At 68.9% G+C, this 10,034-nt stretch carries 9 protein-coding genes; 5 read left to right on the forward strand and 4 right to left on the reverse strand.

Annotated elements, in window-relative coordinates; genetic code table 11:
* Positions 1-29 precede the first annotated feature (29 nt).
* Entirely contained in the window at positions 30-2,921 is a 2,892-nt protein-coding gene (locus ACIA8C_RS38225) for an AfsR/SARP family transcriptional regulator (protein WP_397143495.1), read from the forward strand.
* A 229-nt stretch (positions 2,922-3,150) separates the two neighbouring features.
* Here ACIA8C_RS38225 and ACIA8C_RS38230 read toward each other — a convergent pair whose 3' ends face one another.
* Positions 3,151-3,630 carry a MarR family winged helix-turn-helix transcriptional regulator gene (locus tag ACIA8C_RS38230; protein ID WP_397143497.1) on the reverse strand — a complete coding sequence of 160 codons (480 nt, stop codon included), beginning with the start codon at positions 3,628-3,630 and terminating at the stop codon, positions 3,151-3,153.
* An 80-nt stretch (positions 3,631-3,710) separates the two neighbouring features.
* Here ACIA8C_RS38230 and ACIA8C_RS38235 point away from each other — a divergent pair, with 80 nt between their 5' ends.
* Entirely contained in the window at positions 3,711-4,973 is a 1,263-nt protein-coding gene (locus ACIA8C_RS38235) for an FAD-dependent oxidoreductase (RefSeq protein ID WP_397143499.1), read from the forward strand.
* Here ACIA8C_RS38235 and ACIA8C_RS38240 read toward each other — a convergent pair.
* Positions 4,925-5,914 carry a zinc-binding alcohol dehydrogenase family protein gene (locus ACIA8C_RS38240; protein WP_397143501.1) on the reverse strand — a complete coding sequence of 330 codons (990 nt, stop codon included), beginning with the start codon at positions 5,912-5,914 and terminating at the stop codon, positions 4,925-4,927. The genes ACIA8C_RS38235 and ACIA8C_RS38240 overlap by 49 nt on opposite strands.
* 4 nt (positions 5,915-5,918) lie before the next feature.
* Positions 5,919-6,383: a MarR family winged helix-turn-helix transcriptional regulator gene (locus ACIA8C_RS38245; RefSeq protein WP_397143503.1), complete on the reverse strand. Its 465-nt coding sequence runs from the start codon at positions 6,381-6,383 to the stop codon at positions 5,919-5,921.
* Positions 6,384-6,593: 210 nt separating this feature from the next.
* Between ACIA8C_RS38245 and ACIA8C_RS38250 the strand changes: the two genes are divergently transcribed.
* Both ACIA8C_RS38250 and ACIA8C_RS38255 read left to right on the forward strand, forming a co-directional pair.
* Positions 6,594-7,139, forward strand: a complete 546-nt coding sequence (locus ACIA8C_RS38250) for a YdcF family protein (protein WP_397143505.1) — start codon at positions 6,594-6,596, stop codon at positions 7,137-7,139.
* A 46-nt stretch (positions 7,140-7,185) separates the two neighbouring features.
* On the forward strand, positions 7,186-7,917 hold the full coding sequence (locus ACIA8C_RS38255) for a VIT family protein (protein ID WP_397143507.1): 732 nt from the start codon (positions 7,186-7,188) through the stop codon (positions 7,915-7,917).
* Between the two features lie 46 nt (positions 7,918-7,963).
* On the opposite strand, the gene ACIA8C_RS38260 is transcribed toward ACIA8C_RS38255, so the two are convergent.
* Positions 7,964-9,175: an alpha/beta hydrolase family protein gene (locus tag ACIA8C_RS38260; RefSeq protein ID WP_397143509.1), complete on the reverse strand. Its 1,212-nt coding sequence runs from the start codon at positions 9,173-9,175 to the stop codon at positions 7,964-7,966.
* A 107-nt stretch (positions 9,176-9,282) separates the two neighbouring features.
* Between ACIA8C_RS38260 and ACIA8C_RS38265 the strand changes: the two genes are divergently transcribed.
* Positions 9,283-9,885, forward strand: coding sequence for a TetR/AcrR family transcriptional regulator (locus ACIA8C_RS38265; protein ID WP_397143511.1), 603 nt, complete (start codon positions 9,283-9,285; stop codon positions 9,883-9,885).
* The last annotated feature ends 149 nt before the right edge of the window (positions 9,886-10,034 follow it).

Below are 10,034 nucleotides of genomic sequence, written 5' to 3' on the forward strand. Positions count from 1 at the left end.
GTACACTCCCAGCGTTCGGGAGGTACTAGGTGCAGTTCGTGGTGTTAGGCGAGGTCAGGGCGTGGCGCGGGGAACAACCGCTGCCGCTCGGGCCGCCCCAGCGTCGGGCCGTGCTCGCGGCCCTGCTTTTGCGTGCCGGTAGCGCGGTGACGGCGGCCGAACTGGTCGAGGGGCTCTGGGGAGCGCGACCGGTGCCGCGCGCGACCGCCGCGCTGCGCACCCACGTCGCGCAGTTGCGCCGGACGTTGGAGCCCGATCGGGCGGCGCGCGCACCGGCGACGGTGCTGGTATCCATCGGGGACGGCTACCTGCTGCGGATACCGCCGGGATCGACCGATGTGGCGGAGGTGGAGCGGCTCGTCGCGGCGGCCGCACAGGTCCGCGACAGTCATCCCGCCGCGGCGCGCGCGAATCTGGTTGCCGCGCTCGGCATGTGGCGGGGCACCGCGCTGAGCGGACTACCCGGCCCGTTCGCGGAGCGGCAACGTGCGCGGCTGGAGCAGTGGCGGCTGGCCATCCTGGAGGATCGACTCGCCCTCGACATCGAGACCGGCCGCAGCTCCGACGCCGTCGCCGAGCTCGCCGCGTTGATCGAGGAATATCCACTGCGCGAACGGTTTCGGGCGCTGCTGATGATCGCGCTGTACCACTGCGGCCGCCAATCCGACGCGCTCGACGCCTACGCGCAGGCGCGCCGGGCACTGGTGGACGGCGTCGGCGTCGAGCCGGGCCCGGAGCTGACCGTGCTGCACGAGCGGATCCTGCGCGGCGCGATGCCCGCGATCGCCGAGCCACGCGTGCCGGTTGAAGCAGGAGCCGAACCGGTGCCCGCCCAATTGCCGCCCGACATAGCCGATTTCACCGGCCGCGAACGACTGGTCGACGAGTTGGCCGCGCAGCTGACCGACGCGGGCAGTGCGGTGGCGATCTCCGCCGTCGGCGGCATGGGCGGGGTCGGCAAGACAACCCTCGCCCTGCACGTCGCGCACCGCGTGCGAGATCGGTTCCCGGACGGGCAGTTATACGCGAACCTGCACGGCGTCGACCCGGTACCCACTCCCCCTGGCGCCGCGCTCGGCGGCTTCCTTCGCGCGCTCGGCATCGCCGAAGCAGACATACCGTCCACCGTCGACGAGCGCGCCGCGGAACTGCGAACCCGATTGTCCGGCAAGCGAATACTGATGGTGCTGGACAATGCCCGGGACTACGCGCAGGTGGCCCCGCTGCTCGCCGGGTCGGCGGTGCTGATCACCAGCCGGTCCGCGCTGACCGAGCTGCCCGCGGTGACCCGCACCCGGCTCGACGTGCTGGAGACGGCGGAGGCGATGGCGCTGCTCGTCCGCATCCTCGGCGCGGAACGCGTTGCCGCAGAGTCGGAGTCGGCACGCGCGGTAGTCGCGCACTGTGGCTTGCTGCCGCTGGCGGTGCGCATTGTCGGCGCCCGGCTCGCGGTACGGCCGCAGTGGACGATCGCCTCGTTCGCCGACCGGCTCGCCGACGAGAAGAGCAGGCTGAACGTGCTGAAGACCGGCGAGCTCGCGGTCGAGGCGGTGTTCCGGCTCGGCTACGGCCAGCTGTCCGACGCACAGGCCAAGGCATTTCGCACGCTGGCCCTCGCGGAGGTGCCCGATCTGTCCGTCGACGGCATCGCGGCGGTTCTCGGCAGCTCCCCGCTCGACGCGGAGGAGGTGTGCGAATCACTGGTCGACCTCAGCCTGTTGGAGACCACCGCGCCCGGTCGCTACCGATTCCACGATCTGCTGCGGCTTTTCGCGCGCGGGGTGGCCGACGAGGACGAATCCGCCGTGCTGGTCCGCGTTCTCGACTACCACCTGGCCAGCGCGAAAAACCTGCTCAGCGCGATCGACTACAGCAACACGACCCGGCTGCTCGTCGCGACCACGGTTCCCGGCCGGGCATTCGACAGCGGCTCGGATGGCCAGGCCTGGAACGACATCGAACGCCCGGTCGTCATCGCGTTGCATCAGCAGGCGGCACGGGTCGGCGGCCGCGCGCTCGACGTGGCGGCCGACCTGGCTTGGGTGATGGCCGAATTGATGGACGCGGGCACGGGTGCGCGCGAGCTGTCCCGCGCGCTGGAATCGTTGCTGGACACCGCCATTGCCGAGGACAACCTGGCCGCCGAACGGCGGATCAGGGCCGCCCTCGGCGCGCTGCTGCAGGTCGGGCTCGGCGAGGTCGAGGCGAGTCTGCCGCACCTGCGCGCGGTTTCCGGTCCGCCGGCCGACGATGTCGACCGCAGGCTCTCGGTGCTCGCGTCCGTGCTGCTCGGCGTAGCGGCCCGGCGGATGGGTGACGCGGACGCCTCGCACCAGCATTTCGAGCACGCCACGGAGCTCACCCGCACCCTCGGTGACCGATCGATGGAAGCCTGGTGCCTGGCGCTGGTGACCCGAACCTACTGCGAGGCAGGGCAATACGACGAGGCAGTGGCGATGGCGCAGCGGGCCATCACGCTCGCGCGCGAGTCGTCCAATCCGGTGGCGCTCGGCTGGGCCACGCACGAACTGGCGGCCACGTTGTCGATGCGCGGCGAGCACCAGCGCGCGATCGAACTCGGCGCCGAGGCGGTGCGCGCGGCGCAACGCAATGGGGTGCGCCTGTGGGAGGGCTGGGCGCGCACCCGGCTGGCGCAGATCCATTTGCAGGCAGGCAATGTGGCCGACGCCGAGGCGAACGCCGCGGGCGCGCTGCACCTGCTGACCACGGCCGCCGACCCGATCGATCGGGCGCGGGCGATGGCGTTGCATGCCGCCGCGCTAGCGGCGCGGGGTCGGCAGGCGCGCGCCGAGCAGGAGTTCCGGGAGTCTGCCGAGATCTTCAGTCGCGCCGGGCTTTCGCCGCCGACCATCGACCGGCTGTTCGGCCCCGGCGCGGACCGCCTCGACGGCGTCGAATAACGAACGTTTATTCGATATTTATCGGCCACTGAGCGGCGGCTGGCATCCTGCTTTGTCGATGCGACCACCATCGCCAGTGGTGCGCAGGAGATGGGTCGTGCGGACTCGCGACCGCCGGAACTGGGACCGCGCGGTCGGTCGGGTCCGCGCCGACTCGCGCGCGCGGGGTGCGCGAGGCGTTGCGCGGACCCGATGATATCGGCATCGGTGCGACGGCGCTGACGGTTCGTCAGCGCCGAATCCCCTTGGGCAGAGCGCTGATTCGACTCTGGTGGCGTTCTTGCAGTTCGCGGGAGCTGCGCAAGAAGTCCAGTACGGTGCGCAGCTCGTCGGCGGTATAGCGACCCACGTCGGACGCGCCCTCCTCGGCGATGGGGCCGTAGATCTCCCATGCCTTCGCGGCGGCCTCGGGCGTGATCCGGACCAGAACCTTGCGCCGGTCCCCCGGCTCCGGATGACGGACGACGTAGTCGAGCTTGGCCAGGCGATCCAGCATGGTGGTCACGCTGCCGCTGGTCAGGCCGAGCGCGGTCGCGAGCACGCTCGGCGTGGCGTCACCCGCCAAGAGAATCTCCAGGCAGCGCAGGTCGGTCCGGTTGACGCCGAGGACGGCGGCGGCGGCCGAGTCGACCGAGTCGACCGCAGCCTGCAACGACTGCGATTCGTGTCCTACCTGCGCACGCAGGCCTTCCACGGTTTCCCTTGACATTCAAGCCTCTTGACGGTCAAATTACTTATGTCTTGATAATCAAGATACATGAGAGCGAAGCGAAGTTTCGGAGGCACACCATGAAGAAGGCGTTGATCATCGGCGGCGGGATCGCCGGGCCGGTCACGGCGATGGCACTGCAGCAGGCGGGGCTCGAACCGATCGTCTGCGAGGCCTACCAGGAGGCGGCGGCCGAGCAGATCGGCGCGTACCTGACGGTCGCGGTGAACGGGCTGTCGGCGCTGTCACTGCTGGATGCCGAGCGCGTCGTGACGGAGACCGGACATCCGACCGGCACGCTGTCCTTCTCGACCAGCGGGGGCAAGCACATCGTGGACATGCCGATCGGCGGAACCCTGCCGGACGGCACCACCACGCACAGCGTCAAGCGGCGCGACCTGTACCGCGCACTCAATGCCGAAGCCGCACGACGCGGCGTGCGCTACGAATACGGCAAGCGACTGGTCGACGCGACGCCAACAGCCGACGGCGGGGTCAGCGCCCGGTTCGCCGACGGCAGCACGATCGAGGCCGACGTGTTGATCGGTGCCGACGGAATCCGCTCCCGGACAAGGGAAATCATTGATCCGACGGCGCCGGCGGCGCACTACCTCGGCATCTACGGGCTCGGCGGATTCGTCACGAACCGAGCCCTGTACGCCGAGCTCGGCCTCCGGCCCGGCGTCTACAGCATGATCTTCGGCAAGAAGGCGTTCTTCGGCTACCTGGTCGCGCCGGACGGCGAGATCTGGTGGTTCGCGAATGTGCCTCGGGCGAACGAACTTTCGCGCGAGGAATCCGTGAGCACCACGGTGACGCAGTGGCGGGACCAACTCGTCGAGCTGCTACTGGCCGACAACACCCCGGCCGCCCGCATTGTCGGCGCGACACCGGATCACACCTTCGTCCCCGGCTTCAACCAGTACGACATGCCCTCGGTACGAACTTGGCACAACGACACCATGGTCATCGTCGGCGACGCCGCGCACGCCGTGGCCTCCTCGTCCGGCCAGGGTGTCTCAATCGCGGTGGAAGACGCGGTGACACTGGCGATCTGCCTGCGCGACATCCCCGACACCGCCGCCGCGCTGACGGAATACGAGGCCCGCCGCCGCGACCGCGTCGAACGTGTCGTCGCGCAGGGGGCGGAGACCAGCGGCGATAAGGCGTCCAACGGGTTCGGCAGACTGCTTGTCCGCCTGCTCACCCCATACTTCCTGAAGAAGGCCGCCAAAACCGGTGTCGCCCCGCTGAGTTGGATGTACGACTATCGAATCAGCTGGGACACCGATGCTCAGAGCGCGACGACGAGCTTGCCGGTGGCGGCACCGGACTCCAGGTAGCCGTGGGCTTCCTGAATCTGGTCGAGGGTGAAAACGCGATCGACGGGTATGACGATCCGCCCGGCCGCGGCCGCGTCGAGGAACTCCTGCAGGACGTCGGCGGGCAGGTCACTCGCGTCGCCGCCGTAGGCGGTGAGGCGGACACCCTGCGGGAGATAGCCGATGGGATAGAAGTTTTCGACGAGCCACTCATTGGACAGCATGCCGGTGAAGCAGACGACGCCGTGGATTCTGGTGGCGCGCAGGGTATCCGGCAGGGTCGGGGTGCCGACGAGTTCGAGGGCGGTGTCGACGCCGCCGGGGCTGATGCGACGGACCTGGTCGGCGACCGAACCCGTGTCGATCAGCACATGATCGACGCCGAGTTGCTTCAGCGCGTCGACCTTCGCCGGATTGCGCGTTGTCGCGAAGACGATCATGTCGCGCTGTTTGGCGAGAATCGCGGTGGCCGCGCCGACCGAGGAGGTGCCGCCGCGGATCAGGATCGATTGACCCGGTTGGCCATCGAGCCCGACGGTCAGCGAACCGTAGGCGGTTTGCAGCATCTCGGGAACGGCGCCCAGGGTGGGCCAGTCCAGAGTGCTGGTGAACGAAATGACCTGGGCCGCAGGGACGCAGGTGTACTCCGCGTATCCGCCGTCGAAAGTGCGGCCCATGCCGCCCATCATCGCGACGACCTGCTGACCGACCTCGAATTCGCCGGTGGGACAGGCCGCTACGATGCCGGTCGCCTCGATACCGGGCACCCTGGGAAAGATGACGCCTTCCGCAAGCCCGAGCCTGGTGTGTAGTTCGGACCTGTTGAGGCCGAACGCCTTTACCCGGATAAGCACCTCACCCGGCCGGGGCACGGGCACCGGTAGCTCCCGTATCCGCAGAGCCTCCAGCGGGCCAGGGCCATCCAGCACGACGGCCCGCATAGTGCTGGGAATCGCAGACATTCCATTACTCCTTCGCGAGCTCCGCCGTCGGCGCGGCGGACAGGTTGGCGGTGCGGAGCAGCCGCAGGGTGGCGTCGAGCCGGTCCACGGAATCGGTGCCGAGCACCGCGCCGATCCGCTCGACGAGTTCGGTTTCGACGGCTGCCGTGGCGGCACGCAGCTTGTGCGCACCACTGGGCGTCAACGTGATTCGCGATGAACGCCCGTCGGCGGGATCGCGCTGCCGTTCCGCGTAACCCGCGGCCTGCACCCGATCGACGACCTTGCTGGCACCGCCCTCGGTGATGGTCATCGCGTCGGCGATATCCCGCACCCGCGCCCCGCCGAGCCTTTCGGCGACCCGCATCATCTCGAACCACGGCAGCGGCATCGAATGGTCGTCGCGCAGCCGCCGCTCAACGGCGTTCCACAGCAGGATCTCCACCCGCACCAGCTGGTCGAACAGCTCGACCAAGCGCGCTTCCGCCACCAAATACTCCATTCTGCGTCATGCCTCTGAACTAGCGGAGGCCGACTGCTGAGCAATTTACGTCGAAAATATCCATTCCATGGAATGGAATGCGCCGATTGGCGCCCAGTATTCCCCTTGGCCGAAATCGGCACCCGTGGCCGCGGCGGCTGTACGCCTTCCCGACTGCGTGACATCAGCCGCCGGCCGGATTTCGGTATCGTCGGGCTGGTGATCGGGCTGCGACGAGCTGGCATCTTCTTCGGAGCCCTGCTCGCGCTGGTCGTGCTGATCGGGCTCGCGGGTCTGCCGGTGTACGTCTATCCGCAGACCGATCCGTTGCGCAAGGCCGATGCCATCGTGGTACTCGGCGGCACCGCCTACGAACGCTTCGACATCGGGCTCGAGCTGGCCCAGCAGGGATATGCTCCTACGCTGCTGATTTCACGGTCCACCGGACTCGACGACCACGAGATGGACAAGTACTGTGCGGGCCGATTCGACTTCACCGTCAGCTGTTTCGTGCCCGATCCGTGGACCACCGAGGGTGAAGCGCACGAAATCCGGCGGCAGGCCGAGCAGCACGGCTGGCGGCACATCATCGTGGTGACCTACACCCCGCACGTGTCGCGGGCGCGCTACATCGTGTCGAAATGCTTCGACGGCGAACTGACCATGGTGGCGAGCCCGAGCGATTCGGGCCTGCGCTTCTGGGCGTGGATGTACCTCAGGCAGTCGGCGGGCTACCTGCGAGCGTTCCTGTCACCGGGTTGTTGAGCGGGCTGACGGACCGCGGGCCGAACGTCGCTTAGTCTTTCGCCTCATGGACGAAACAACCGGGCAACCCGCAGGTGCCCACCCGCACGAGCCCCACAGCGAGGGGCTGGCGTCCAAGCTGAACTGGTTGCGCGCGGGAGTACTCGGCGCGAACGACGGCATCGTGTCCACGGCCGGGCTTGTCGTCGGCGTCGCGGCCGCGACGACCAGCACCGGTGCCATCTTCACCGCGGGCATCGCGGGGCTGTCGGCGGGCGCGATCTCGATGGCGGTCGGCGAGTACGTGTCGGTGAGCACTCAGCGCGATTCCGAGCGGGCGCTGCTGGCGAAGGAACAGCGCGAACTGCTCGACGAACCGGAATTCGAGCTGGCCGAGCTGGCGGGCATCTACGAGGCGAAGGGGCTGTCCGCGGCCACGGCACGCAAGGTCGCGGAGGAGCTCACCGCACATGACGCGTTCACCGCGCACGCCGAGGCGGAGTTGGGGCTCAACCCCAACGAACTGACCAATCCGTGGCAGGCGGCGTTCTCCTCGGCGGTGTCGTTCACACTCGGCGCGCTGCTGCCGCTGCTCGCCATCCTGCTGCCGCCGGTTTCGGTGCGAATTCCGATCACCTTCGCCGCGGTGCTTGTCGCGTTGGCGGTCACCGGTTCGGTGAGCGCCCGCCTCGGCGGCAGCGAGCGCGGCCGGGCGGTGCTGCGCGTGGTGATCGGCGGAGCGCTGGCCATGGCGGTCACCTACGGCATCGGGCAACTCGCTGACGTCGCCGGGATCTGATGCGCTGGAGGGGTTTCCGGCCCATCAGATCCCGCCGGCACCGAAGTCACGCAACCGGCAGCGCTTCGAAAATGGCATCGAGCCAATCGAATACCCGCTGGTTGGTCAGCAGCGCCGCGCCCATGTGGCAGTGTTCGCCCGCCCCCTCGGCTTCGGTGCCGACGATCAGCTCCTTCGGGCAGGTGAGCGCGTCGTAGACACGCTGCGCCTCACCTCGGAAGAACAGATCGTTCTCGGCATCGAGAACCAGTGTGGGGCAGACGATCTGGTCGGCGATCCCGGCCAAGGTGTACGGCTCGGTCTTGCGGACATAATCGGCGGGCGAGGCGGCGCCGAAGGTCCAGGTGCCGTTGCGCAGTGCCCATCGAACGGTGGTGCTGTACGCCATGAGTAGTGCGGTGACCGGAAGGGCCTCGGCATCGCGTCCGGATTCGACCCACTCGGCGAGGAATTCGGGCATCGCCTTGACGTTGGTGGCGTGGTAGTCGAAGAGTCCGTCATTGAGCACCAGCGCGGCCAGCCGGTGCTCGAAGGCAGCGGCGCGGGCGACCAGGTAGCCGCCGAGACTGTAGCCGTACAACGCGATTCGCGCCGGATCCACCTCCGGCAGGCTCAGCGCGTAGTCGACCACCGGGGTGATGACGGCCTCCCAGTCGTGCCGGAAGGGCAGTCCCTGCTCCCGGATCACCGCGCCCTGGCCGGGGCCGTCGAAGGCGAGCACCTGATAGCCGCGCGCAACCGCGGCGGCGGCCAGGGCGAACCAGGATTCCTCCAGGGTGGAGTCGAAGCCGCTGTTGAAGATCACCGTCGGGCGCGGTGCACCGGAGTCGTCGGCGAGATACAGGTAGCCGGGAAGGGTGGTGTCCTGGAAGGGAATCGACACCGGCCGCACCGGCGTGTCGAGCAATTGCGCTGCCTGCGTGAATGTTTCGCGTGACCGGCGAGACAGCTCGCGGGCCTCGGCGTCCTCGGCCGGGTTGTCGCGGCGATAGAACTCGGCGGTGCGGTAGTAGTTCGAGGCGCGCAGCAGGGCCTCGCGGGCGCTGACCTTGCGCCCCTTCGCCAGGCAGTCGTCGCCGATCGCGTGCACCCGCTCGGCGGTGGCTCGCCACTCGCGCAGCCATGCCGCCTCGTCGCCGTCGGTGATCCGGCGCGCGGTGGTCAGCACCTCGCCGAGCTCGGCGCCGCCGTAGCAGGCGAAGCCCGCCGCGCGCAGCGTCTCGAAGTCGAAGGACTCGTCGTCGAACAGGAATTTCATCTCTACCTCGCGTTTAACGTCGATACGGTTGCGTTTCGTCGTACGAGTAGAACGGTACGACGACTGACGACGAAACGCAACCGTATCGACGTTGGTAGACTGCGGGCATGACAGAGGCACTCCCCGACCGCAAGCGCGTTCCCGCCGGTGCCGCGGTGCGGCAGCCGCAGGTGACCGCCGCGATCACCGGTGCCGCCTTCACCGAGTTGGCCGAGGTCGGCTACGGCAAGCTGACGATGGAGGGGATCGCCCGGCGCGCGGGCGTCAGCAAGCCGACGCTGTATCGGCGGTGGGCAACCAAGGAGCAGATGGTGCTCGCGCTCGTCGAGCAGGTCGCGGTCGCGGCCGCAGAGGTGCCCGATACCGGTTCGCTGCACGGTGATCTGCGGGCGTTTCTCGAGGTGACCGCAGGCGGTTTCAGTCATCCGCTGGCCGCGCGGATCATCCCCGACCTGCTGGCCGAGGGCATCCGCACACCCGCCGTCGCCGACGCGCTGCAGGCCGTCGGGCAAAGCCGTCGCGTAAAGGTCGGGCAGTTGCTGCGACGCGGGATCGATCGAGGCGAACTGCCGGCGGACCTCGATCTCGAGCTCGCCCTCGACCTCTGCATCGCCCCGCTGTTCTGGCGGCAGCTGGTTGGCGGCGAGCCGACCAGGCCCGATTACCTTGACACCCTGACGAATACGCTGATCGCGGCGTTCCGCGGCTGAGGCTGGTGGCGTTGCGCAAGGCGCGTTGAAAGCGACATGGCCGGTGTGGGGGGGGGGGGGGGGGGGGGGGGGGGGGCCCGCCCCCCCCCCCCCCGCCCCCCCCCGCCCCCCCCCCCCCCCCCCCGCGGGGGGGGCGGGACAAACAAAAG

The sequence above is a fragment of the Nocardia sp. NPDC051321 genome, assembly GCF_044455225.1.
Taxonomy (GTDB): domain Bacteria; phylum Actinomycetota; class Actinomycetes; order Mycobacteriales; family Mycobacteriaceae; genus Nocardia.